This is a genomic window from Microbacterium sp. ARD31 (assembly GCF_031844425.1).
In genome coordinates this window covers 1-22,756 of sequence record NZ_JAUZVE010000083.1, presented here as the reverse complement: position 1 = coordinate 22,756, position 22,756 = coordinate 1, and the positions used below count along the sequence as shown (strand labels likewise).

Annotated in this window: 26 protein-coding genes; 14 read left to right on the top strand and 12 right to left on the bottom strand. The window is 72.8% G+C overall.

What is annotated here, in order from left to right:
* The 4 genes from Q9S36_RS49260 to Q9S36_RS49245 all read left to right on the top strand — a co-directional run.
* On the top strand, positions 1-817 hold an 817-nt coding region (locus Q9S36_RS49260), incomplete at its 5' end, for a hydroxymethylglutaryl-CoA lyase (protein ID WP_311292048.1).
* Positions 814-1,899, top strand: a complete 1,086-nt coding sequence (locus Q9S36_RS49255; protein WP_311292047.1) for a hypothetical protein — start codon at positions 814-816, stop codon at positions 1,897-1,899. The genes Q9S36_RS49260 and Q9S36_RS49255, both read left to right, overlap by 4 nt.
* Complete coding sequence (locus tag Q9S36_RS49250) at positions 1,896-3,053, top strand: hypothetical protein (protein WP_311292046.1); 1,158 nt, start codon at positions 1,896-1,898, stop codon at positions 3,051-3,053. Before Q9S36_RS49255 ends, Q9S36_RS49250 begins: the two co-directional genes overlap by 4 nt.
* On the top strand, positions 3,050-4,243 hold the full coding sequence (locus Q9S36_RS49245; protein ID WP_311292045.1) for a hypothetical protein: 1,194 nt from the start codon (positions 3,050-3,052) through the stop codon (positions 4,241-4,243). Before Q9S36_RS49250 ends, Q9S36_RS49245 begins: the two co-directional genes overlap by 4 nt.
* Before the next feature lie 9 nt (positions 4,244-4,252).
* Here the strand turns inward: Q9S36_RS49245 and Q9S36_RS49240 are convergent, their stop codons facing one another.
* Positions 4,253-4,930, bottom strand: coding sequence for an EcsC family protein (locus tag Q9S36_RS49240; protein ID WP_311292044.1), 678 nt, complete (start codon positions 4,928-4,930; stop codon positions 4,253-4,255).
* 58 nt (positions 4,931-4,988) lie between these two features.
* On the opposite strand from Q9S36_RS49240, the gene aat reads away from it, so the two are divergent.
* From aat to Q9S36_RS49225, 3 genes are all read left to right on the top strand, one after another.
* Positions 4,989-5,672: a leucyl/phenylalanyl-tRNA--protein transferase gene (aat, locus tag Q9S36_RS49235; RefSeq protein ID WP_311292043.1), complete on the top strand. Its 684-nt coding sequence runs from the start codon at positions 4,989-4,991 to the stop codon at positions 5,670-5,672.
* Between the two features lie 68 nt (positions 5,673-5,740).
* On the top strand, positions 5,741-6,217 hold the full coding sequence (locus tag Q9S36_RS49230; RefSeq protein WP_311292042.1) for a hypothetical protein: 477 nt from the start codon (positions 5,741-5,743) through the stop codon (positions 6,215-6,217).
* A 91-nt stretch (positions 6,218-6,308) separates the two neighbouring features.
* Positions 6,309-6,698: a hypothetical protein gene (locus Q9S36_RS49225; RefSeq protein ID WP_311292041.1), complete on the top strand. Its 390-nt coding sequence runs from the start codon at positions 6,309-6,311 to the stop codon at positions 6,696-6,698.
* A gap of 80 nt (positions 6,699-6,778) precedes the next feature.
* Here the strand turns inward: Q9S36_RS49225 and Q9S36_RS49220 are convergent, their stop codons facing one another.
* The gene (locus Q9S36_RS49220; protein WP_311292040.1) at positions 6,779-7,645 is read right to left on the bottom strand and encodes a DNA-formamidopyrimidine glycosylase family protein; all 867 of its coding nucleotides are present in this window, start codon (positions 7,643-7,645) and stop codon (positions 6,779-6,781) included.
* A 46-nt stretch (positions 7,646-7,691) separates the two neighbouring features.
* Between Q9S36_RS49220 and Q9S36_RS49215 the strand changes: the two genes are divergently transcribed.
* Both Q9S36_RS49215 and Q9S36_RS49210 read left to right on the top strand, forming a co-directional pair.
* Entirely contained in the window at positions 7,692-7,946 is a 255-nt protein-coding gene (locus Q9S36_RS49215; RefSeq protein WP_311292039.1) for a hypothetical protein, read from the top strand.
* 65 nt (positions 7,947-8,011) lie between these two features.
* Entirely contained in the window at positions 8,012-9,220 is a 1,209-nt protein-coding gene (locus tag Q9S36_RS49210; RefSeq protein ID WP_311292038.1) for an ATP-binding protein, read from the top strand.
* 180 nt (positions 9,221-9,400) lie between these two features.
* On the opposite strand, the gene Q9S36_RS49205 is transcribed toward Q9S36_RS49210, so the two are convergent.
* Positions 9,401-10,816 carry an NAD(P)/FAD-dependent oxidoreductase gene (locus tag Q9S36_RS49205; RefSeq protein ID WP_311292037.1) on the bottom strand — a complete coding sequence of 472 codons (1,416 nt, stop codon included), beginning with the start codon at positions 10,814-10,816 and terminating at the stop codon, positions 9,401-9,403.
* A 202-nt stretch (positions 10,817-11,018) separates the two neighbouring features.
* On the opposite strand from Q9S36_RS49205, the gene Q9S36_RS49200 reads away from it, so the two are divergent.
* On the top strand, positions 11,019-11,999 hold the full coding sequence (locus Q9S36_RS49200) for a TerC family protein (protein WP_311292036.1): 981 nt from the start codon (positions 11,019-11,021) through the stop codon (positions 11,997-11,999).
* A 3-nt stretch (positions 12,000-12,002) separates the two neighbouring features.
* Here Q9S36_RS49200 and Q9S36_RS49195 read toward each other — a convergent pair whose 3' ends face one another.
* From Q9S36_RS49195 to Q9S36_RS49185, 3 genes are all read right to left on the bottom strand, one after another.
* On the bottom strand, positions 12,003-12,761 hold the full coding sequence (locus Q9S36_RS49195) for an endo alpha-1,4 polygalactosaminidase (RefSeq protein ID WP_311292035.1): 759 nt from the start codon (positions 12,759-12,761) through the stop codon (positions 12,003-12,005).
* A 277-nt stretch (positions 12,762-13,038) separates the two neighbouring features.
* Positions 13,039-13,662 (bottom strand): LysE family translocator, encoded by a 624-nt coding sequence (locus Q9S36_RS49190; protein ID WP_311292034.1) that lies wholly within the window; start codon positions 13,660-13,662, stop codon positions 13,039-13,041.
* A 64-nt stretch (positions 13,663-13,726) separates the two neighbouring features.
* On the bottom strand, positions 13,727-14,224 hold the full coding sequence (locus Q9S36_RS49185) for a hypothetical protein (protein WP_311292033.1): 498 nt from the start codon (positions 14,222-14,224) through the stop codon (positions 13,727-13,729).
* A 292-nt stretch (positions 14,225-14,516) separates the two neighbouring features.
* On the opposite strand from Q9S36_RS49185, the gene Q9S36_RS49180 reads away from it, so the two are divergent.
* Complete coding sequence (locus Q9S36_RS49180; protein ID WP_311292032.1) at positions 14,517-14,984, top strand: DUF2087 domain-containing protein; 468 nt, start codon at positions 14,517-14,519, stop codon at positions 14,982-14,984.
* Between the two features lie 17 nt (positions 14,985-15,001).
* A complete protein-coding gene (locus tag Q9S36_RS49175; RefSeq protein ID WP_311292031.1) occupies positions 15,002-15,349 on the top strand; it encodes a UBP-type zinc finger domain-containing protein in 348 nt (115 codons plus the stop codon).
* Positions 15,350-15,355: 6 nt separating this feature from the next.
* Here Q9S36_RS49175 and Q9S36_RS49170 read toward each other — a convergent pair whose 3' ends face one another.
* Positions 15,356-16,153 carry a hypothetical protein gene (locus tag Q9S36_RS49170; RefSeq protein ID WP_311292030.1) on the bottom strand — a complete coding sequence of 266 codons (798 nt, stop codon included), beginning with the start codon at positions 16,151-16,153 and terminating at the stop codon, positions 15,356-15,358.
* A gap of 216 nt (positions 16,154-16,369) precedes the next feature.
* Between Q9S36_RS49170 and Q9S36_RS49165 the strand changes: the two genes are divergently transcribed.
* Entirely contained in the window at positions 16,370-17,191 is an 822-nt protein-coding gene (locus Q9S36_RS49165; RefSeq protein WP_311292029.1) for a glycerophosphodiester phosphodiesterase family protein, read from the top strand.
* A gap of 10 nt (positions 17,192-17,201) precedes the next feature.
* Positions 17,202-18,134: a DUF5926 family protein gene (locus Q9S36_RS49160; RefSeq protein ID WP_311292028.1), complete on the top strand. Its 933-nt coding sequence runs from the start codon at positions 17,202-17,204 to the stop codon at positions 18,132-18,134.
* A gap of 127 nt (positions 18,135-18,261) precedes the next feature.
* Here the strand turns inward: Q9S36_RS49160 and Q9S36_RS49155 are convergent, their stop codons facing one another.
* The 5 genes from Q9S36_RS49155 to Q9S36_RS49135 form a co-directional block, all read right to left on the bottom strand.
* A complete protein-coding gene (locus Q9S36_RS49155; protein WP_311292027.1) occupies positions 18,262-19,314 on the bottom strand; it encodes an adenylate/guanylate cyclase domain-containing protein in 1,053 nt (350 codons plus the stop codon).
* Between the two features lie 7 nt (positions 19,315-19,321).
* Positions 19,322-19,696, bottom strand: coding sequence for a cyclic nucleotide-binding domain-containing protein (locus Q9S36_RS49150; RefSeq protein WP_311292026.1), 375 nt, complete (start codon positions 19,694-19,696; stop codon positions 19,322-19,324).
* A 67-nt stretch (positions 19,697-19,763) separates the two neighbouring features.
* The gene (locus Q9S36_RS49145) at positions 19,764-20,990 is read right to left on the bottom strand and encodes an arginine deiminase (RefSeq protein WP_311292025.1); all 1,227 of its coding nucleotides are present in this window, start codon (positions 20,988-20,990) and stop codon (positions 19,764-19,766) included.
* A gap of 123 nt (positions 20,991-21,113) precedes the next feature.
* Positions 21,114-22,040, bottom strand: a complete 927-nt coding sequence (locus Q9S36_RS49140; protein WP_311292024.1) for a hypothetical protein — start codon at positions 22,038-22,040, stop codon at positions 21,114-21,116.
* A 126-nt stretch (positions 22,041-22,166) separates the two neighbouring features.
* Positions 22,167-22,756: GNAT family N-acetyltransferase (locus tag Q9S36_RS49135; RefSeq protein WP_311292023.1), on the bottom strand; the 590-nt coding region annotated here is incomplete at its 5' end.

The following is a 22,756-nucleotide window of genomic DNA, read 5'->3' as shown; positions in this document are numbered from 1 at the left end:
CGTACGACGCCTCGTGGCCGCCGGGCTCCCGGTCGTCGAGGCCACCAGCTTCGTGCACCCGAGATGGGTGCCGCAGCTCGCGGACGCGCACGAGCTGATGACCGACCTCGGCGAGGAGGGCCGGCACCTGCCCGTGCTGGTGCCCAATGAGCGCGGGCTCGACCGCGCGCTCGAGCTCGGCCTGGAGCACATCGCCATCTTCGGCAGCGCCACCGAGACCTTCGCGAGCAAGAACCTCAACCGCACCTTCGACGAGCAGTTCGCGATGTTCGAGCCGACCGTCGCCCGCGCCCGCGAGGCCGGGATGGACGTCCGCGCCTACGTGAGCATGTGCTTCGGCGACCCGTGGGAGGGCGCCGTCCCGATCGAGCAGGTCGTCACTGCCGGCACCCGGCTGCTCGACCTCGGCGCGAGCCAGCTCAGCCTCGGCGACACCATCGGTGTGGCCACGGCCGGTCACGTCAAGGCCCTGGTCGCCGCCTTCGCCGACACCGGCGTCGGCACCGACCGGTTGGCGATGCACTTCCACGACACCTACGGCCAGGCGCTCGCCAACACCCTCGCCGCGCTGCAGGAGGGGATCACCACCTTCGACGCGAGCGCCGGCGGGCTCGGCGGCTGCCCCTACGCGAAGTCGGCCACCGGCAACCTCGCGACCGAGGACCTCGTGTGGATGCTGACGGGCCTGGGGATCGACCACGGGGTCGACCTCGACGCCGTCGTGGCCACCAGCACGTGGATGGCCGGGCACCTCGGCCGCCCGAGCCCGAGCGCCGTCGTACGAGCACTGGGCGGACTGGCACAATCCTCGCCATGACCCGCGTCGTCCACCTCCACATCGGGGCCCCCAAGACCGGGACGACGTACCTCCAGGACCGCCTGGACCTCAACCTCGCGTCGCTGGCGCGCCACGGCGTCACGATCCCGGCGCCGCGCGCGGGGCACTCCGACATGTTCCACTTCCGGGCGGCGCTCGACCTGCTCGACCAGGACTGGGGCGGCGCCCCGGGGCACGCGCGCGGCGCCTGGGACGCGATGGTCCGCAAGGTGCAGCGGGCCGAGGGCAACGTGGTGATCAGCCACGAGATCCTCGCCGGCGCCAAGCCCGACAAGATCGCGAAGGCGATGAACGACCTCGCCGGCAACGAGGTCCACGTCATCTACTCCGCGCGTGACCTGGGCCGCCAGCTGCCGGCCGCGTGGCAGGAGTCGATCAAGCAGGGGCGCAAGTGGCCCTTCAAGCGCTTCCTCTCCAAGGTCGAGCGCGGGCAGACCTGGTTCTTCAACGCGATGGACCTGCCGCGGGTGCTGTCGCAGTGGGGCGCGAAGCTCCCGCCGGAGCGCGTGCACGTGGTCACCGTCCCCCACGACCGCGGCCCCAACGGCGACGAGCTGTGGCTGCGGTTCTGCCGCGCCTTCGGCATCGACCCCGACTGGGCGCCGCTCGACTCCGAGCGCGACAACCGCTCCCTGGGCATCGCCGAGACCGCGCTGCTGCGCAAGCTCAACCGGCGCCTCGAGCTCGGCGTGCGCCGCGAGCCGGTCTACGACAACCTCATCCGCGAGCAGCTCGCGCAGGAGGTCCTGGTCTCCCGCGAGGCCATCCCCGTCCGGCTGCCGCCCGACCGCTTCGACTTCGCCGAGCAGCAGGCCGACCTCTGGATCGAGTGGATCAAGGGCAGCGGCGTCGACGTCATCGGCGACGTGGAGGACCTGCGCCCGCGCCGGCCTGCCGAGGGCACCACGTGGCGCGACCCCGACAAGGTGCGGGCCAAGCTCGAGCTCGGCGCCGCGCTCGACGCCCTGACCGTGATGACGCAGGAGGCCGCCAACCGCGCCTCGTCCGACACCCTCGGCGGCCGGCTGCGCGACACCGCCCGCCGGTTGCGCGACCGTTGAGCGGCCGCGCCCAGAGCTGGGTCGCCCACCTCCGCCACGGCGGTACGACGCCGTGGCTGGCGTGGCAGCCCGACGCGCGGCCGGAGGACGACGTACCGACGGCCGTGCTGCCGGGCGCCCAGCAGCTCGAGCTGCTGCGCCGGGTCAACCTGGCCCGGGCGTCGAGTGCGCACCCCCGTGGCGAGCAGGACCGCGAGGGCACTCGGCTCGCCGACCGGGTCCTGGCCGCCCCCGCCGCCGGGCGGGGCAAGGCCGACCTGCCGCTCGTCGGGCTGCCCGCCCCGGGCTTCGGCCCGCAGCCCGTCGACCCGGCGACGGTGAGCGCCCACGAGCTGCTCCGCGTCGCGAGCGTGCTGCTCGCCGACGACCTCGTCGCCCTCGGCCCCGACCCGGTCCGCACCCGGGTGGCCCGGCCGTGGCGGCTGCGCTACCGCCTCGTCGGCGACCCCGTCCTGGTCGCCGGATGGCGCGAGGACCTCGCCGCACGCGGCCGGCCCGAGGGTGGCCCACGCCCCTTCCTCGTCGCCGTCGGCCGCCCCCTCGACGAGCTCCTGGCCCACACCTGGACCCAGCGCTGCTTCGAGACCGGCAGCACCCCGTGGGCGGAGTGGCTGAGGTTCTGGCGCGAGCGCGACCAGCTCCCCGCCCGCGCCGACCTCCCGGCCTCGGTCCGCCGGTGGAATCCGCGCCGCCCGTTCGTCCGGGTCGTGACCGACCTGGACCGGATGCCCCGCCAGGTCGGCGTACGACGCCTGCCGGCGGTGCGGGTGCCCGGCGCCGACCAGGCCGAGCTGGCCCGCCGCATCGCCGCGGTCGTGGGCCTGCGGGTCCCCGCCGCGGAGCGTCCCGCCCTGATGCGCACCCTCCAGCGACGCATCCCCGACACCGGGACGGCGCCCGCCGTCGTGCCGGCGCGCGAGCGGGACTGGGTCGCCGCCTCCGCGGCCCGCATGACGCGGGACGTCCGGCGCGCTGGCTACGCTGTCGTCGGCGACCTCGCCGACCTCGCCCCGCGCACCGACCCGCCGGCCGCGACCGGCCCGGCCGTCGCGGACCAGCAGGTCCTGGACCTGGCGATCCGCATGGTCGTGGACCCGGGGTGGCGCAGCGACCGGCGGCAGGACCCGCAGCACGAGAGGAGCGTGGAGCAGTGAGCAGGCGAGTGCTGCTGCACGTGGGCTGCCCCAAGACCGGCACGTCCTACCTCCAGGACGTGCTCTTCCGGAACCGGGAGGCGCTGCGCGAGCACGGCATCCTCTACCCGGCCGACCGGTTCGACGCCCACTTCCTCGCCGCCCTCGACCTGATGACGCTGCCGTGGGGCGGGCTGGAGACCGAGGCCGTCGGCGCCTGGGACCGGCTGGCCGCGGAGGTGCGGGAGTGGCCCGGCACGGCGATCGTCAGCCACGAGATCTTCGCCCGCGCGACGCCGACCCAGGTGGAGCGCGCGCTGTCCTCGCTCGGCGACGCCGAGGTGCACCTGGTGCTGTCGGTGCGCGACCTGGTCCGCCAGATCCCGGCCGAGTGGCAGGAGAACGTCAAGCACCGCAGCCACATCACCTACGCGAAGTTCCTCGACACCATCCGCGACCCCGCGCGCGAGTCGAAGATCGGCTCGTGGTTCTGGGCCGTCCAGGAGCTCCCTGACATCCTCGCCCGCTGGGCCGGGTCGCTGCCGCCCGAGCGCGTCCACCTGGTGACCGTGCCGCCGTCGGGATCCGACCGGGGCGAGCTGTGGCGCCGCTTCTCGCGCACCTTCGGTCTCGACGCACTCGACCTCGACCTGACCGCGGAGCGCGAGAACCCCTCGCTCGGCGTGCCCGAGACGTCGCTGCTGCGGACCATCAACCAGCGGGTCACCTCGATCATCTCCCCGCCCGACTACCGCCCCCTCGTCCGCGAGCTGCTCGCCCACCAGACCCTGTCGCGCGGCGTCGCGTCCGCCCGGCTGGGCCTTCCGCCCGAGGACCACGCGTGGGCGCAGGACCTCTCCCGCAGCTGGGTCGAGGCCATCGCCGACCGCGGGTACGACGTCGCGGGCTCGCTCGACGACCTCGTCGGCCCGGACCCGGGGACCTTCGTCGACCCCGACACCGTCACCCCCGACCTGCTGCTGCCGTCGGCGCTCGACGCGATCAGCGCGCTGCTGGTGGAGGGGGCCCGCCTGCGCGCGGTCGAGGAGCGGCTGCACGAGGAGGTCCGCGAGGCGCACGCCGAGCGCGACCGGGCCCGCGCCACGCTGACGTACCGGGTCAAGCACAAGGTGGTCCGCACGCTCGAGGACAGCCCGGCCGGCCGCGGCACGCTCGACGCCTACCGCCGGCTCAAGAGGCGCCGGGGCTGAGTCGCGACCTCAGCGCGGTCGCGGCAGCAGCTCGCGGTCGGCGTAGCGACCGATCTTCCACGTCGCGAAGCCATCGGCGCTCGCACCGACGACACCGCCGACCACCGGGATCTTGCGCCCGACGGTGGTCGCGAGCCGCTTGCCGGCCACCCGGGTGAGGATGTCGGTCGCGACGACCGCGGAGATGGTGCCGTCGAGGGTGGGGTCGTGCGCCGGGGCGGTGGCCAGCGCCATCGGCGGGGCCGGCAGCCGGCGCTTCTTGACCATCTCGGCGACCTGCTCCTCACCGAGGAGGAGGGCGAGGATCGCGTTGCGCACCCGCGGGTCGCCGAGGTCGTGGCCGCGCAGGTGGGCGATGCCGGCCACCATCCGGCACTGGACGAGCGCCAGCCCGGCGACGTTGGCCGGGATGGTGACGGCCATGGTGACGAGCCCGCCGACGTTGGTGACGAAGCCCTGGGCCCCCGCGATGCGGACGTTGTTCTCGATGACCTCGTGGATCGCCCGGTCCACGTTGCCGCGCTGCTCGGCGAGCTGGCGGTCGGCCGCCTCGGCCGCAGGCGTCAGCGGGCCGACGCCGTCGATGGCGCGGTTGAGCGCCTCGCGGACGAACCCGGTGGTCAGCCCGGGCGCGAGCTCCTGGATGCGGGGGGCCAGCTGCCGCCCGACCGTGTCCTTCAACCCCATCGCGACCTCATGCCGCGATGGTACGGCCGTGGTGGGGGCGACTCGCTAGCGTGAGGGCGTGCCACTCGCGCCCGACCCCACGCCCTGGGCGTTCCCGCACCACTCGACGTGGGACCCCGAGGACGACCTGGTGGCGCTTGGCGCGGACCTCGAGGCCGGCACGCTCATCACGGCCTACAGCCTCGGGCTCTTCCCGATGCCGGTGACGCTGGACCGCGAGGAGCTCGGCTGGTTCTCACCGGTCGAGCGCGGCGTGCTGCCCCTCGACGCGATGAAGGTGTCGCGGTCGCTGCGGCGTGCGGCGCGCGACTTCGAGATCCGCGTCGACACCGCCTTCGAGGAGGTGCTGACCCAGTGCGGCAGCCCGGAGCGCCCGGACGGATGGATCACCCCGGAGTTCGTCCGCGGCTACACCCGCCTGCACCACCTCGGCTGGGCGCACTCCGTCGAGGCCTGGCGCGACGGCCGGCTCGCCGGCGGGCTCTACGGCGTCAGCATCGGCGGGCTGTTCGCCGGGGAGTCGATGTTCCACCGCGACCGGGACGCCTCCAAGGTCGCGCTGCTCGGCCTCGTCGACCTGCTCCGCGACGAGCACGCCGCCGACCGGCTGCTCGACGTGCAGTGGCAGACGCCCCACCTGGCCAGCCTCGGCGTCGTACGACGTCCGCGCGGGGAGTACCTCGAGGCGCTCGGCCGGGCGCTGCGGCTCCCGCTGCCGGCGGCCTTCGAAGTGGACGGTTGAGCCCGGCCACGACAGGGTAGGCACCCGACGACGCCGGCGCCCGCCGCGTCCCGTGCGAAGGGGACCCCATGACGATCCGGACGACGACCCGAGCCCGCCTCGCCCTGACCAGCGCCGTCCTGCTGGTCGGCGCCGTCACCACGGCGTGCGGCGGCAGCGGTGGCGGTGCCCCTGCCGACGCCAGCAAGGACGAGTTCTGCAAGGCCCAGTCCAGCCTCTTCACCGACCTCGACCTCGACTTCTCCGACCCCGACGCGAAGCTGCCCAGCGAGAAGGAGATGGCCGACGCCATGCACTCCTGGGCCGAGAAGATGGAGGAGGTCGGGACGCCGGAGAACATCTCTGACGAGGCTCGCGACGGCTTCGAGGAGACCGTCAAGGCCGCCCAGGACATCTCCGAGGACGACCTGAAGTCGCCGGACCTCAACGCCCTCGAGAACGACATGTCGGAGGACGCGCAGAAGAAGGTCGAGGCGTTCACCACCTACGTCAACGACACGTGCGGCTCGATGTTCGGCGACCTCGACGTCCCCGAGATGCCGTGAGGCGCGCCTCGCGGCACGGCTCCCGGTCGCGCCCCGACCGGTAGAGTCACGATGATCGGCAGGACGACTCTCGGGGAAGGAGGGCGCGAGCATGGCCATCACCCGTGAGGGGCGAATCTGCTCGTTCTGCACGACGCCCGGCGGCCCCGGCACCGACGTCGCGCTGATCGGCGGTCTCGGTGCGCAGGTGTGCAAGTCCTGCGTCGACACGTTCCACGAGATCCTGCACGACGAGGAGCGGGTCGCCGCGGTGCGCGCGACCATGCCCTGGGAGCGGATGAGCGACGCCGAAGTGCTGGCGACGCTGCCGCAGATCCTGGCCTCGGCCGAGCAGAACGTCTTCTTCGCCCAGGAGTGGGTGGAGATGCTGCGCGAGCGGGGGATCACCTGGGCGGAGATCGGCCGGGTGCTCGGCGTGACCCGGCAGGCGGCCTGGGAGCGGTTCGCGAAGAAGTCGGCGGCGCGGAGCGTCACTGCGTGACAACAGCCACCTGCGTCAAGGTAGGCTTGACGTAGGTGCTGGTCGGACTGTCACGGGGGTGGGTCCGACCGGCACCGTCCTCACTTCAGCAGCTTCGACATCCGCCGGTCGGCGAGGGGCTTCCCGCCCGTCTGGCACGTCGCGCAGTACTGCAGGCTCGAGTCGGCGAAGGACACCTCGCGCACCACGTCGCCGCACACCGGGCACTTCTGGCCGGTCTTGCCGTGCACCGCGAGGTTGCTCTTCTTCTCGCCCTTGAGCTCGCTCATCGCCACGCCGCTCGCCCGCTCGACGGCGCCGGTCAGGGTGTCACGGATGGCGTCGTACAGCGTCTGGAGCTCGGCGTCGTCGAGGCTGTTGGCAGGCTTGAACGGCGACATCCGCGCCGCGTGCAGGATCTCGTCGGAGTAGGCGTTGCCGATCCCCGCGACGATCGACTGCATCCGCAGCACGCCCTTGACCTGCTTGCGCCCCTCGGCCTCGAGGATCGAGCGGAGCACGTCGGGGGTGAAGTCGTCGGCGAGCGGGTCGGGACCGAGCCGGGCCACGCCGGGTACGTCGGCGGGGTCGCGCACGACGTACATCGCCAGGCTCTTCTTGGTGCCGGCCTCCGTGATGTCGAGGCCCACCTCGTCGTCGATGACGATCCGGACCGCCAGCGGGTTCTTGCTGTTGGGACGGGCGGGCAGGGCCGGCACCTCGTCACGCCAGCGGATCCAGCCGGCGCGCGCGAGGTGGATCACGACGTGCACGCCGCTGGCGTCGATGTCGAGGAACTTGCCGTGCCGGGTCACGTCGTCGACCAATGTGCCGTGCAGCGCCTGGAGCGGCGGGTCGAAGGTCTTCAGGGCGCTGAAGGCGGCGAGGTCGATGCGGGTGATGGCCCGCCCGACCAGGCGACCACGCAGGTCCTGGACGAGGGCTTCGACCTCCGGCAGCTCGGGCACGGGGACGAGTCTAGGCAGATCCTTGTGGGGCGGGTCACAATGGATCATGGCTCAGCAGCGCGTCCAGCGGACCGGGGCGGTCTTCCTCGACCCCCGCGGTGAGGACCGCTCGCTGCGCGTCACCTGGCACCAGGAGTCGCTGCTTGTCGTGCTGTCGCTGTGGCGCGACAACGTCTGCGCCGGCACCTTCCGGCTCGCCGCCGACGAGGTGCCTGACCTGATCGCGCTGCTCCGCAAGGGGCTCGACGAGTCCTACGACGCCGCGCGTGCGCGGGTGACCCGCGCCGACCAGGCGGGCTGACCGCGCGACTCGCGGACTATCCGGCAATCTAGGGTTGAGGCTAGATCCACCGATAGCGTCCGATCGTGGACCCCATCCGGAACCCGTACGCTCCCGGCGCGGGCCAGCGCCCGCCCGAGCTCGCCGGTCGCGACGAGCAGCTCGCCGCGTTCGACGTCGTCCTCGAGCGGGTGGCCAAGGGCCGTCCCGAGCGCAGCCTGGTGCTCACCGGCCTCCGCGGCGTCGGCAAGACCGTGCTCCTCAACGCGCTGCGCAGCGCGGCGGTGCGCAAGGGGTGGGGAACCGGCAAGCTCGAGGCACGTCCGGGCCAGGGGCTGCGCCGCCCGCTCAGCAGCGCGCTCCACCAGGCGGTGCGCGAGCTCGGCCATCGCGACGAGGACTCCGTCGACCACGTGCTCGGGGTGGTGAAGTCCTTCGCCCAGCGCGACGCCGGCGCCAACGCCAGGCTCAAGGACCAGTGGAGCCCCGGCATCGACGTACCTGCCGTGCGCGGACGAGCCGACTCCGGCGACGTCGAGATCGATCTCGTCGAGCTGTTCACCGACCTCGGCGGGCTGGCGGCCGACGTCGGCAAGGGCGTCGGCGTCTTCATCGACGAGATGCAGGACCTCGGCCCGGACGACGTGTCGGCGCTGTGCGCGGCCTGCCACGAGCTCAGCCAGTCCGGGCTCCCGGTCATCGTGGTCGGCGCCGGCCTGCCCCACCTGCCCGCCGTTCTCAGCGCGAGCAAGTCCTACAGCGAGCGGCTCTTCAGCTACCAGCGCATCGACCGGCTCACCCGCGACGCCGCCGATCGCGCGCTGGAGGCCCCGGCTGCCGACGAGGACGCCGCCTTCGAGCCCGACGCCCTGGCGGCGATGTACGACGCCACGGGCGGCTACCCGTACTTCATCCAGGCCTACGGCAAGGCCGTGTGGGACCTGGCGCCACGCTCGCCGATCACCGCGGCCGACGTCGCCGTCGCCGCACCGGAGGCGGAGTCCGAGCTCGCCGTCGGCTTCTTCGGCTCACGCTACGAGCGCGCCACCCCCGGTGAGCGCGACTACCTCATGGCGATGGCCGACGTGGCCGCCGCCGGCGTCGAGTCCGGGGCCGACCCGGACGCCGACGCGGTCCTCAGCGCCGACGTCGCCGCGGCCCTGGGCAAGAAGCCGCAGTCGCTCTCACCGGCCCGCGACTCCCTGCTGAAGAAGGGTCTCGTCTACTCCGGCGAGCGCGGCCGCATCGCTTTCACCGTCCCCCACTTCGGCCGCTACCTCCGCGAGCGGGGCTGAGCTGCTCGGTGGTTGGCGCCTCCGCTTCGCTCCGGCGCGCGTCGCGGCGCTCGTGACCCGCTCGTTCGTCGTCGTTGTTGCGAGCTCCCCCGCTTCGCTCCTCCGCTCGCAACCCTCCTCCTGCACTCCCGGGCGCGCCGCGACGAACCACCGGCCTCGGATCGACGGGCCGGCCCTGGGCTACGGCGCCGGCGGGCGCCGGAAGTCTTGCGGGAGGTCCTCCAGCAGGCGGAGCCAGAGCTCGCTGGCGGTCGGGTACGACGCCACGGCGTGGCGCAGCACGTGGACCGGGACGCCACCGACGATCGCGACCGTGGCGGCGTGGACGAGCTCGGCGACCTCGGGGCCGACGAAGGTGGCGCCGAGCAGGAGGTGGCTCCGCGCATCGACGACCAGCTGGCACTGCCCGGCGACGTGGTCGCGCAGCAGCGCCGACCCGGACGCCGCGGAGGTCGGCACCCGCGTGACGACGACGTCGTGGCCGGCGTCGCGGGCCTCGGCCTCCGTCATCCCGACGCTCGCGACCTCCGGGTCGGTGAAGACGACCTGCGGCACCGGAGCGGCTCGATCGGGCTCGTAGGCCACCTCGCCCGCCACGGCGGCCGCGATGCGCGCGCCGACGAGCCGCGCCTGGTGCTTGCCCCAGTGGGTGAGCGGCGGTCCGCCGCTGGCGTCGCCCACCACGTGCAGCCACTCCGGCAGCCGGCCGTCGGTGACGTCGGACGGCTCGAGACCGACGGAGTCGAGGCCGAGGTCGTCGAGGCGCGGCGAGCGACCGATGGCGAGGAGCAGCTCGTCGGCCTCGATCTCACCGCGCGTGGTGGACACCGTGACGGCCCCACCGTGGATGCGCCCCACCCCCGTCGCGGCGGGCGCGGAGCGGCGTACGCCGGTCACGTCGCAGCCCACGTGCACCGTGACGCCGCGCTCGCGCAGGGACGCCAGCACGGCCTCGCCGGCGAACGGCTCGGACCGGCCGAGGAGGCGGCTGCGCGCCAGGACGGTGACCGACGACCCGAGCGCCGCCATCCAGACGGCGGCCTCGCAGGCGACCACACCCCCGCCGATGATCACCAGCCGGTCGGGGACCTCGACCACCCCGGTGGCGTCGCGCGACCCCCACGGGAGTGCGTCGGCGAACTCTCCGGGGACGTGCGGCTCGCTGCCCGTGGCGATCACGACCGCCTGCCGGGCCCGGACCAGCACGTCCTCGCCGTCGGGCGACGTGACCCGCACGGTGCGGTCGCCGGTGAGCCGGCCGTGGCCGCGGACCACCGCGAGGCCGGCGCCCTCGGCCCACGACACCTGCCCCGAGTCGTCGTAGTGGGAGACCCAGTCGTCGCGGCGCTCGAGCAGCGCCTTGTGCGCCACGTGCGCGGTCGAGACCCCGGGCAGGTCGGCGGTGGTGTCCGCCACCGTGATCGGCCGCAGGAGCGCCTTGCTGGGCATGCACGCCCAGTAGCTGCACTCGCCCCCGAGCAGCTCGCGCTCGACGATGGCCGCGGTCATGCCGGTGCCCTCGACGGCGTACTGCGCCGCGTTCTCGCCGACCGGCCCGCCGCCGATGACGACGACGTCGTACTCACGTGTCTCCATGCCCGTCTCCATGCCCGCGACACTACGTCCCCTCCGCGGTTTCGCGAGCAGGTTGCGTGGTCTTCTACACTTCAGCGCGAGGGGAGTACCCCACCAACCTCCGCCGGTCACTACGGCGCCTCGGCAGGCGCCTCGGCGGGGACCGGCTCCGCACCTCACGAGCCGGCGGGGGAGACCTCAGGACTCATTCCTGAGGAGACCCATGTCGTCCATCGCGTCCCCCACCCTCTGGTTCCTGACCATCGGCGTGGTGCTCGCCCTGCTCGTCGTCGACTTCATCGCCACCCGCCGCCCGCACGAGGTCTCGATGAAGGAGGCACTGGCCTGGTCGGCGTTCTACGTCGCCCTGCCGCTCACCTTCGGTCTCTACGTCTGGAACGCCCACGGCGGCGACCGAGGGCTGGAGTACTACACCGGCTACCTCGTCGAGAAGACGTTGAGCGTCGACAACCTCTTCGTCTTCATGCTGCTGCTGGCGGCCTTCGCGGTGCCGGAGGTGCTCAAGCAGCGGGTGCTGCTCTACGGCATCGTCGGCGCGCTCGTGCTGCGCGGCATCTTCATCGCGCTCGGCGCCGCCGCGCTGTCCCGCTTCGACTGGGTGTTCCTGGTCTTCGGCGCGATCCTGCTCGTCACGGGCGTGAAGCTGCTGCGCGACGCGGTCCGCGGCCAGGAGCACCAGGTCGACATCGCCGAGATGCGCGTGGTCAGGCTGATGCGGCGCGTGATGCCCGTCAGCGACGAGTACGACGGCCCGCGCATGACCGTGGTCAGGCAGGGGGTGCGGATGCTGACCCCCTTCGCGCTGGTGACGGTCGCGGTGCTCGCCACCGACGTCGTCTTCGCCGTCGACTCGGTTCCGGCCGTCTACGGCATCACGGGCGACCCCTACCTCGTGTTCGTCACCAACGCCTTCGCCCTGCTCGGCCTGCGCGCGCTCTACTTCGTGCTCGAGGGTGCGCTCAGCGCGCTGGTGCACCTCAGCTACGGCCTCGCCGCGATCCTCGGCTTCATCGGCGTGAAGCTGGTGCTCCACTGGGCCCACCTGGTCTGGCCGTCGGTGCCCGACGTGCCGACGCTCATGTCGCTCTTGGTGATCGTCGGCATCCTCGGCGTGACGGTGACGACCAGCCTGGTCGCGAGCAGGCGCCAGCAGCAGCGCGAGCCGGAGTCGGTGGCGGGCTGACCCTCAGCAGAAGCGGCGCGGCCCGCCCGGGGTGAGGTCGCGGTCGCGGAGCACGACGGCCAGGCGGTCGCCGTACCCGGTGCAGGTCCTCTCGAAGTCCTGCCTGCGGTACTCGATGGCGACCACCTGGTCGTCGTAGACGTCGGTGTAGGCGTCGCACTCGTCGTAGCGCCCGCACTCCTCGGCCACCGCGAAGTCGAAGCCGGCGCGGGTGCCGTCCCAGCCGGCGCGGTTCTTCTGGCCGGCGGCGAGGTCGTGCTCGTGGGCGGTGGCGGTGAGGAGCCGGGCGAACGCGGTGGCGTGCCGGGCCCTGATCAGGCCGCGGCTGCGGGAGTAGGAGTCGAGGTTGTCGAACTCGACGGCGTCGAAGCCCTCCCGGGCGCACCCGGCGGTCCACCGCCCGACGAGCCGCGCCAGCCGCTCGCGCTTCGCAGGGGTCCGGATGTCGAGCAGCCACTCGCCCCACGCCTCGTCGACCACCGGCCGACCGCCGTCGGTGAGCACCAGGTCGCGGTGCCGGCGCCAGAAGCCGCGCTCGCCGGGCTGGGTCTGGAAGCCGTTGACGTAGCAGATGTTGTAGGCCCCCGGAGCCGGCGTCTCCGTGCGGTCACGCACCACGATGCCGACGTTGTCGGGGACGTAGGCCGGGCCGCCGAGCTGGTAGTCGACGTCGGTGCCGGTCGGCAGCGGCGCCGGGTCGGCGTGGGCCGGAACGGCGAGGGCAGTCAGCAGCAGGACGAGCGACGTCAACAGGGTCCGCATGCGCGAGAGCCTAGGCGGGATCTCCACAGCTGGTTGAGGTGCGAGCGACAGCTACTCGGTGGTTGAGGTGCGAGCGCAGCGAGCCTTGAAACCACATGGGTCTAGGCGCCGCAGGTTTCGAGGCTCGTCGCTGGCGCTCCTCGCACCTCAACCAGCGGTGGCTGGCGCTCCTCGCACCTCAACCAGCGGTGGCTGGCGCTCCTCGCACCTCAACCAGCGGTGGGCGCTCCTCGCACCTCAACCGGCGGGGGGTCCTCGCACCTCGACCAGCAGCGGACTACTCGGCGGCCAGCATGGTCGCGCCGAGCCCGACCATCATCGTGCCGCCGGTGGCGCTGAGCGCGTCGAGGCGCGAGGGCCGGCGGGCGAACCAGTCGCGGGCGGTGCCGGCGACGATCGCCCACGTACTGTCGGAGACGACCGCCATGACGCCGAACACCAGGCCGAGCAGCATCGTCTGCAGCGCGACCGGCCCCGTCGGGTCGGTGAACTGCGGCAGGAAGGCCACGAAGAACACGATCGTCTTGGGGTTGGTCGCCCCGACGGTGAACCCGATCCGCACCGGGTGCCCTCGACGCACCGGGACGGCGGCCGCCATCGCCAGCCGGGCGTCGGCGCGATGCCGGATCGCCTGGACGCCGAGCCAGATGACGTAGGCCGCTCCGGCGACCTTGATCGCGGTGTACGCCGTCGCGCTGGCCGCGACCACCGCGCCGAGCCCGACCGCGACCAGCGCGACCTGGGCGGTCAGGCCGAGGGCGTTGCCGACGACCGAGAGCAGCGCCTCGCGGCGGCCCACGGTCAGCGCGCGGCCGATGGTGAAGAGCAGGCTCGGGCCCGGGACCTGGATGAAGAGGATGGACGCGACGAGGAACGCGACCCACTGGCTCGACGACGGCATGGACCCAGTGTGGGGCCGGCCGCACGCGGTGTCGCGGCAATTCCACGCCTCGCGGTGGACCCCGTCAGCAGCCGCAGGTGTAGTAGGTGATGTCCCAGTGGTTGCTCTCGCGGGCGTAGATGTTGCCCGACGCCGCGCGGTACATCGTGGCTCCATCGCCGCGCACGCCGTAGTAGGCGTAGTGGCTGGTGATGTAGCTGCTCACGCACGTGGTCGGGCTGATGTCGACCTTGTAGCCGTTCCAGTGGCTGTAGGTGCCCGAGGCGTGGCCGGTCTCGGTGCCGCCGGTGATGGTGACCGCGCAGCCGCTCACCGACTTGAAGGTCCTGATCCCGCTGACGGTCTCCTGGTTGATCTGCTCGTAGGACGTGCAGGTGGAGACGTTGCGGTTGGTGCAGCCGCCGGTGGACACGCGGCTGATCCCGGCGGCGGAGAGCTGGCTGGCCGCCTGCGCGTCGGTCAGCTTGGTGACCGCGTGTGAGGGGCTGGCCAGGCCGGCGACCGCGATCAGCGAGCCGAGGACGGCGAGGAGGAGACGGTGGGGCGACAGGTGCATGGGCATGGCTCCGTGGTCGTGACGAGACCCCCGGATGGCCTCGTCGCTGCCTCCACCCGAACCGATGTCCGCCGCTGGGTCAACCCCTCTCCGGGCGAGCCGAAAGCCGTTGCCCTCGCTGCTGGGTCTCTGGGAGACTCAGGGCCGAGGGCGCCGTCCAGCGCCCAGCCCACGCGTCGGCCCCAGTCCGTGCGAGGTGGCGAAGGGGAGCAGATCCTCGGACGCATCCGTGAGTCAGATCGTCGACGCCCGCTGCAGCGGCGTACTGGGGGCGCAGCGCAGTCGAAGGTGATCGAGGATGACCAAGGACAGTGATCTCAAGCAGGTCGTGCGTGCCCGCATGGCCGAGACCGGGGAGGCCTACACGGTCGCCCGGGCCGCCGTGCTGGCGACCGCGAGCCCCCGCGAGGCGGCGTACGACGCGGCGCGCACGGAGCAGGAACGCGTGGTGGGCCGGTTGTTCACCGACGGACGCATCGAGCGCGTGCCGGCGCGGCGCAAGGTGCGCGTGGCCGTGCTGCTGGAGGTGCTGAGCCGGTTCGAGCCGGGGCGGGTGTACTCCGAGAGGGAGGTCAACGAGGTCCTGCTCGGGGTGCACGAGGACGTCGCCTACCTGCGGCGCGAGCTGGTGAACTACCGCTACCTCGAGCGCTCGGACGGGCGCTACCGCACCGCCGCGCAGGCACCGGTGCGCTCGGTCGTCGAGCAGCAGGAGGTCCCCGCGTGGGAGGCGCACTGGCTGCCGGCCTTCCTTGCCGGCCGCTGAGGGGGCAGGCTGGGGCCATGAGCGATCCCACGGGCATCGACCCCGAGGTGGCACCGTCCGGCCCCGGGTGCGTGGAGTGCGAGGACGCGGGCGGCTGGTGGGTGCACCTGCGCCGGTGCGCGCAGTGCGGCCACGTGGGCTGCTGCGACAGCAGCCCGTCCCAGCACGCCACCGCCCACTTCCACGCGACCGGGCACCCGGTGATGCAGAGCTACGAGCCGGGCGAGGACTGGTTCTGGGACTTCAGCCGGTCGGTCGGCGTGGTCGGCCCGCGGCTCGCCGACCCCCAGCACCACCCGGAGGACCAGCCCACCCCCGGTCCCGCCGGGCGCGTGCCCGCGGACTGGCGCGACCACGTGCACTGAGCGAGGTCAGCAGCCGAAGGCGGTGAAGGTGAAGTCGCTGAGGAAGATCGCCTGGTTGCCCGACCCGCGAGAGGTCCAGTAGGTCAGCGTGATCGAGGAGACCGGACCGGGGTAGGTGACGTTGACGTTGCCACGGTCGCTGTTGGCACCCGAGTCGTTGGCAACGGTGTTGTTGTTGTACATGTGCCACGGGTCGTTCGAGGTCCCGGCGCCGACGACGTAGGTGTTGCCGCCCCCGCGGGACGTGAACGTGTAGGACCGCGTCCCGGTCAGCTCGACCTGGTCGTAGAAGTCGCTGTTGTTGCCCTGTTGGTCGTTGGAGTCGATGTCGGTGACCGAGAACTGGAGGTTGGTCACCGGGCGGCCGAAGGCGATCACCACCTCCTGGCGGCTGTTGGCGCGGCCCGAGGTGATGTTCTGGTGCTGGAGCAGCAGCCCGGTGCCCCCGGTGCCGCCGATGCTGGGGTAGGTGCCCGCGTCGACGCGCAGGTTGTTGTTGGTCCGGGTGTCGGTGCCCACCGACGTGCTGGTGAAGGACACCGTCATCGGCGTGGTGCCCGCGGGGCCGGTGATCGTCGCGGTGCCGCTGCGCACGCCCTGGGCGTTGGTGGTGGGTGCGGCGGGGTAGGCGGTGCTGAAGGCGTCGCTGGTGTTCTCGTTGCCCCAGTCCAGGCGCCAGGTGTGGGACGTGGTCCCGCAGGAGGCGGCGAAGGCGGGCGCGCCGACGGTCGCGGCCACGACCGGCACGGTCCAGGCGGCGGTGCGCACGACGTTGCGTCGCGAGGGCAGCATGACTTCGTTCACGGTGGATCCCCATCCCTGAGGTGCCCGGGCGTATCCCCACACGCGCGTGTCGAGCACCTCGTCGCGACCGTAGTGAGGCGCCGCAGCGCGCCCCGGGCCTTCGGGATTCCTTGCCGCAACGTTGAGCGTTCTCCCCCATCTGGGGGATGACAGGTCCAGACCAGGGCGCCCTCAGGGGTGCGCTGCGCGAGGCCGACCACGTGCCATGCTCGACCCATGCGTCGTACGCCGCGCATCCGCCGCGCCCGTCAGACCCGCTACCGGCCCCAGGTCGTCGCCCACCGCGGCAGCAGCCACGACACGGCCGAGCACACGCTGAAGGCCTACGTGAAGGCGCTCGACGAGGGCGCCGACGCGCTGGAGTGCGACGTCCGGCTCACCGCCGACGGCCACTTGGTGTGCGTGCACGACCGCAACCTGCGGCGTACGGCGGCCAACGCCGGCATCGTCTCCACGATGAACCTGGCCGAGCTCGACGAGCTCGACTTCGCCTCGTGGAAGAACCCGTGGTCCGACCTCGACGACGAGGCGCCGGACCGCGACCCCGAGCACGGCAAGGTGCTCACCCTCCGCAAGCTGCTGGCCACCGTCGCCGACTACGACCGGCCGGTCGAGCTGGCGATCGAGACCAAGCACCCCACGAGGTACGGCGGCCTGGTCGAGCGCCGCCTGGTCGAGACCCTGGGCGACTTCGGGTGGGACCGCGCCGGCTCGCCCGCGCGCATCATGAGCTTCTCGCTCAACGCGATGAACCGGGTGCGTCGGCTCGCCCCCGACCTGGACGTGGTGATGCTGGTGGACAAGGCCCACCACTGGCCCGTCCTGCGACCCGTGGTCGGCGACGACTGGATCATCGGCCCCGGCATCGACGAGCTGCGCGACCACCCCGGCCTCGGCAAGCACCTGGTCAAGGAGGGCCGGGAGATCCACGTGTGGACCGTCAACACCGCCGAGGACCTCCAGCTCTGCCTCGACCTCGGCGTCAGGGCCGTCATCAGCGACCGCCCGGCCTACATGCTGGACCTGCTCGGCGGCTAGGTTTCCGGGTATGGCCAAGAAGTCCCGCACCACGTCCAAGCCCGCTGCCGCCGCTCCCGGCGAGGTCGGCCCCCGGCAGCCCTGCCCCTGTGGCTCCGGCAAGCGCTACAAGGCCTGCCACGGTGCCGCCGGTGGCGCCGCCCCGACCTTCGTGGCCCGACCCTTCGAGGGGATGCCGAGCGAGTGCGACGTGATCGCGCTCCGCGAGCTGGTGCCCGCCGCGACCGCACCGCTGACGCTGAAGGAGGGCTCGCGCACCGTCCGGCTGGCGACCCTCCTGCCCGGTGCCGCGCCGGCGATGGTCCGCGAGTCCGGCGACATCTGGCTCGGCCTGCAGGTCCAGCACTCCTACGGCAACCCCGCACGCGACCTCGGTGCCGTCCTCGAGGCCGCCTTGGCGACCGAGGAGCCCGGCATCGTCGGCCTCCCCACGGCGCCGGGTGAGGGGCCGAGCCTGCAGGACCTCATCAGCGACACCACGCTCGACATCACCGTCCACGACGGCTTCGAGTACTGGATCGACGACATCCCCGAGCGCGACGCGACCATGGAGGCGGCGCTCGAGCAGGCCAACGGCGGGGTCATGCCCACCTCGCGGCTGGCCTCGGTCGAGGCGGCGTACTGGACCAACGTGGGCACCAAGGAGCACCTGCGCTGGGTGATGCCGCACCAGGAGGACCGGCTCCTCGACGCGCTGGCGCGCCTCCACGCCGCCGGGCAGGACTCGATCGCCGAGGGCTCGCGGTTCGTCGGGATGTTCCGCGCCCACGGCCTGCTGGCCCCGGTCTGGGACCTGCCGGTCGGCACCGGCGCCGACGTGCTCGAGGACCCGGCGCGGAGGTTCGCCGCCGACCTGGAGGAGGCGCTCGAGGGTGGCGAGCTGACCGCGGCTGAGCGCTCCGCCCGCGCAGGTCTGGCCAACCGGCAGGTGACGATCCGGTAAGGAACGGGCTACGTTCGTTCCACGTGCCGAACACAACGTCCCGGACTGTTGTGCGCGCGCTCGCGAGCGGAGTAGATTGGCACTCGCCCGGTCGTTGTTGTTTCCCCCGTCAACAACGACCGGGCTTTCACGTCCCCGGGTCCGCGTCGACGTCGTGTGCGGGCCGCACCCGCCACGCCTCGAGGTGCCGGAAGCCCTTGGCCGAGACGCGTCGCAAGCGGCGCCAGCGCCACTGACCGCCGTCCCCGGCGCCTTCCCCGCCCTCGTCGTGGGACTCCGCCAGCGCCTCGTGGACCCCGGCGTCGACCAGGACGGATCCCGGTCGCGCGGCCGAGGTCAGGCGTGAGGCGGCGTTGACCGTGGACCCGAACACGTCCCCGAGGCGGCGTACGACCCGACCGTGCGCGATGCCGGCCCGCACCCGCGGGAAGGGGTCGTCGGCGTCCTCGCCGCGGGCGGCCAGGGTGTGGGCGACCGTGACGGCCGCCGCCGGGTCGGCGACGGTGAAGAGCACCTCGTCGCCGATGGTCTTGATGACCTGCCCGCCGTGGTCGACCACGAGCGCGGAGGTGTCCTGCTCGAAGCGGTCCACCCACGCGACGAGCTCCGCGCCGTCCAGGCTCCGGCTCTGCGTGGTGTAGCCGACGATGTCGACGAAGCAGACCGTCAGCAGCGTCTCGGTCTGCGCGAGGGCGTCGGAGTCCCCGAGCAGGTGCTGTGCGGCACTGGCGAGGTGGCGCCGCCAGACGTAGGTCTGCAGCGCCTCGACCCGGGGCAGCACGTCGCCGGCGAGGGTGGTGAGCTGCGCGGCGGGGTCGTCACCCTCGACCGCGAGCCCGGCGAGGAGCGTGGTCTGCCACTCGGCGAGGCGGGCGTAGCTGCGGCCCCAGGTCCGCACCAGTGCCGCCTGCGACTCGGCCGGCAGGATCCCCAGCTCGACCAGGTCGGCGCTGAGCCGCAGCGCCTCGACGTCGCTCTCGGAGAAGGCCACGTCCTCGTCGTCGCGGTGCGGGAAGCCGAGCTGGTGCCACAGGGTGACCGCCACGTCGAGGGGTACGCCGGCCCGCTCGGCGACCTGCACCCGCGTCAGGCTGGGAGCCTCGCCGAGCAGCAGGGACTCCATCACCTCGGACAGGTCGGGCGGGAGCTCGGGCAGCGGTGGCCCCGACTCGATGGCCACGGTCGGGTCAGCTCCGCTCGAGCCGCTCGGCCGCCGCGGCCCGCAGGGCGTCGCCGAAGGCCGGGACCTCCTCGACGAGCTCCTGGATGCGCTCCCTGGTGAAGTGCACGACCTTCAGCGGCGTCAGCGCCACGATCGTGGCCGAGCGCAGGGTCTTGTTGACGATGGCGGCTTCCCCGACCACGGCGCCCGGGCCCAGGGTGGCCACCTCGGTGCCGCCCTTGCGGACCGACACCTCGCCCTCGGTGATGAGGTACGCCTTGTCGGCGGGGGTGCTCTCGGCGATGGGCGACCATCCCTGCGGGAGCGTCAGCGCGTTTCCGGCAGCCAGGACCCGGCGCGCGTCGGCGGGGTCGAGGGCGTCGAGGATCGAGGAAGTCATGCCCGGTCAACGATCCAGCGGCCCGAACGTGATGCCCAACCGGTCAACAGGTGTGCACTGAACTCGCTCAGTCGACGGCGAGCGGCTCCCGGGAGATCGGGCAGCTCATGCACCGGGGGCCACCGCGGCCCGAGCCGAGCTCGGAGCCCGCGATCCGCACCACCTCGATGCCGGCGTCCTCGAGCCGGTCGTTGGTCTCGTCGTTGCGCTCGTAGGCGACGGCGACCCGCGGGGCGAGGGCCAGGGTGTTGTTGCCGTCGTCCCACTGCTCGCGCTCGGCGGTGACCGGGTCGAGGCCGGTGTCGATCTGGTGCAGCGTGTCGATCTGCATCGCCTTCGCCGCGGCGACGAGGAACGGCTCCGACTCGCTGACGCTCAGCGTCAGGTCGGACTCGTCGGAGCCCTGGTCGGCCAGGGTGACCGTGACGGCCCGCAGGGTGTCGGCGACGTTGGGGTACATCACCACCTTGTCGACGTCGACCATCGTGCACACGGTGTCGAGGTGCATCGTCGCCCGCTCCTGGGCGATCGGGACAGCCAGCACGGTGTGCGCGAGGTCGGCGTGGAAGACCTGGCGGGCCAGCCGCTCGACGCCGGCGGGCGTCGTACGCTCCCCGACGCCGACCGCGATCACGCCCGGGGCGAGCAGCAGGACGTCGCCGCCCTCGACGTGCTCGTTGTGCCAGCCGTGGATCTTGCGGGTCCCGGCGAAGCGCGGGTGCTCGGTGTAGATGAGCTCGGTCAGCTGGGTCTCTCGCTTGCGCGCGGGCATCGCGAGGCTGGTCACGGCCACCCGGTCGCGCACCCACACGCTCGAGTCGCGGGTGAAGAGCAGGTTGGGCAGCGGGTCGATGAGGAAGTCGTGCGGGTGCAGCAGGCTGGTGACCAGGCCGTGGCCGCCCTTGACCTCGTCGTTGCGGATGCCCGCCGTCAGCACGTCGGTGAGCTCGGCGGGGGACAGGTCGCGCAGCGCGGTGGCGAGGTAGCGGCGCATGGTGTCGCCGAGGTGCAGGCCGGACAATGCGCTGGTGATCGCGTGGTTGCGGGCGAGCTCGCTCTCGAGGGTCTCGGTGAGCAGCTCGGTGAGGTAGAGGACCTCCACGCCGCGGTTGCGCAGGGTCTCCGCGAAGGCGTCGTGCTCCTCCTGCGCCCGGTTGACCCACGGGATGCCGTCGAACAGCAGCCGGTCGTTGTTGCGGGGCGTCAGGCGCTTGAGCTCGTTGCCGGGGCGGTGGAGCATCACGGTGGCCAGGCGGCCGACCTCGCTGTCGGCGCCGTGGGGTGTGGAGACCATGGGCGGGACTCTATCGGTCGCCAGCGACGCGCTGGTACGCGCAAGTGGCTGCGCCGGAGCGCGCACGTGCGGCGGATGTGGCCCCTCGATCGCGCGTCCCGGGGCCAGAACCGCCGCACGTGCTCACGCCGCGTCGGCGTGGCCCGGGAAGTGCGCCCGCCACGTGTCGTCGAGCCGCAGCGGGGTGCCGGGCAGGCCACGGGCGAGCAGGACCCGGTGCACGCGTCGGAGGGTGCTCAGCGGGTCCCGGTAGATGCCGGAGCCGATCACCGGCAGGAGGCGCCAGCCGGAGTCGTCGATGTCGTCACGCCGCCCGAGGTCGGCCTCCCACGCCTCCAGCGTGAGGACGTGGACCTTGCCGTTGTACTCGACCGCGACGCGGACCGCGGGGTAGGCGAGGTCGTACTTCCTGATCACTTCGCCTCGCTCGTCGCGCACCTCGAGGTTCACGACCGGCTCCGGCAGTCCGGCCAGGACGATCAGCATCCGCAGCCTCGTCTCCATCGGGGAGTCCACCTTCGCCCTGACGTACGACGCCGCGCGGCGCGCGGCCGCAACGGCCTTGTGCCGGACCTCGCTGCAGAACCGGACCAGCTCCTCCGGCGTGACGAGCCGGCGCCGGACCATCGCGTCGCCCAGGACCACCAGGTCGACCAGGCCGAGCACGCCTGCCATCTCGACGAACAGCATCTCCGGCGCGGAGACCCGCACGCCGTCGACGTACCTGGTCGGCGCCTCGCCACCGACGTGAGCCCTGACGCCCCGGTGGCGGCGGCGGAGTCCCGCCCGTGCGACGCTCACGTGCTCCTCGGCGATGGTCGGGATGGGCAGGTCGTACACGCGAGCCGCAGTGGCGTGGCTGGCCCATGCCACGTCGTCGTACGGCAGCAGGGCGGCGCGTGCGCGCACCAGCGGGGTGAGGGTGGTGGTGGCCGCGACGTAGGCACCCGGCAGCACCTGACGGAACGCCGGACCACGCAGGGACTTGGCGCTCACGCCCGCCTCGAGGGCGGTCCGGCGGCGGAACGGTGACCTGGGATCGAAGTCCATCCCCGGATCGTGCCCGTGCTGCGGCCCGCGCCGTCAGCTTCCTCCACAGGCCCGCGCACGTGCGGCGGATGTGGCCCCGCGATCGCGGATCCGGGGGCGAGATCCGCCGCACGTGCGGCGGCGGGGTCAGGGCTGCTGGGCCTGCCACTCGTCGCGGAGGAGGGCGTACTCGAGGGAGTCGGTCCAGCGGCCCTTGGACCAGAAGTCCCCGAGGCGGTGGGTCTCGCGGCGCATGCCGAGGCGCTCGCAGAGGGCGGCGGATCGGTCGTTGCGGGCGTCGAGGTTGGCGACGACCCGGCGCAGGCCGTAGTGCTCGAAGGCCATCCGCAGCACCGCGCGCGCCGCCTCGGTGGCGTACCCGCGGCCGGCGTGCCGAGGCATCACCGTCCAGCCGATCTCGCCCTCGGTGAGCCCGGTGCCGCGGATGATGAGGATCAGGTCGCCGACGACCTCGCCGTCGTGCTCGGCGACCAGGCCGACGAACGTGCCGTCGCCCGGCTGCGCCCGGCGGCGGACCATCTCGGCCACCTCCGCGGGGTTCTGGGTGCCGGTGAGCAGCAGGCTGGCGTAGTCCTCGTCGGCCCACGCCTCGGCCAGCGCGGTCTCGTCGCCGGGCTGCCAGGGGCGCAGCAGCAGCCGCTCGGTGCGCAGCGGCCAGACCGGGGCGACCGGGGTGAGGAACTCGCGTCGCGGCGCCTCGACCCACGTCTCGCGGA